The organism is Vibrio sp. ECSMB14106, from assembly GCF_000972265.1.
Taxonomy (GTDB): Bacteria; Pseudomonadota; Gammaproteobacteria; order Enterobacterales; family Vibrionaceae; genus Vibrio; species Vibrio kanaloae.
Map to the genome: position 1 here is coordinate 1 of NZ_LAUM01000060.1, position 707 is coordinate 707.

Consider the following 707-nt stretch of genomic DNA (forward strand, 5'->3'; position numbering starts at 1 on the left):
CCACAAAACCCCTTGGGTGTTGTATGGTTAAGCCTCACGGGCAATTAGTACAGGTTAGCTCAATGCCTCGCAGCACTTACACACCCTGCCTATCAACGTCGTAGTCTACGACAACCCTTTAGGACACTTATAGTGCCAGGGAAAACTCATCTCAAGGCTCGCTTCGCGCTTAGATGCTTTCAGCGCTTATCGATTCCGAACGTAGCTACCGGGCAATGCCATTGGCATGACAACCCGAACACCAGAGGTTCGTCCACTCCGGTCCTCTCGTACTAGGAGCAGCCCCTTTCAATTTTCCAACGCCCACGGCAGATAGGGACCGAACTGTCTCACGACGTTCTAAACCCAGCTCGCGTACCACTTTAAATGGCGAACAGCCATACCCTTGGGACCGACTTCAGCCCCAGGATGTGATGAGCCGACATCGAGGTGCCAAACACCGCCGTCGATATGAACTCTTGGGCGGTATCAGCCTGTTATCCCCGGAGTACCTTTTATCCGTTGAGCGATGGCCCTTCCATTCAGAACCACCGGATCACTATGACCTGCTTTCGCACCTGCTCGAATTGTCATTCTCGCAGTCAAGCGGGCTTATGCCATTGCACTAACCACACGATGTCCAACCGTGTTTAGCCCACCTTCGTGCTCCTCCGTTACTCTTTGGGAGGAGACCGCCCCAGTCAAACTACCCACCAGGCACTGTCCGT

General features: G+C 53.7%; 1 rRNA gene. It reads right to left on the reverse strand.

The features are described from left to right. Nucleotides 1-23: 23 nt before the first annotated feature. A 23S ribosomal RNA gene (locus WR49_RS20580) occupies nucleotides 24-707 on the reverse strand; the annotation flags it as partial.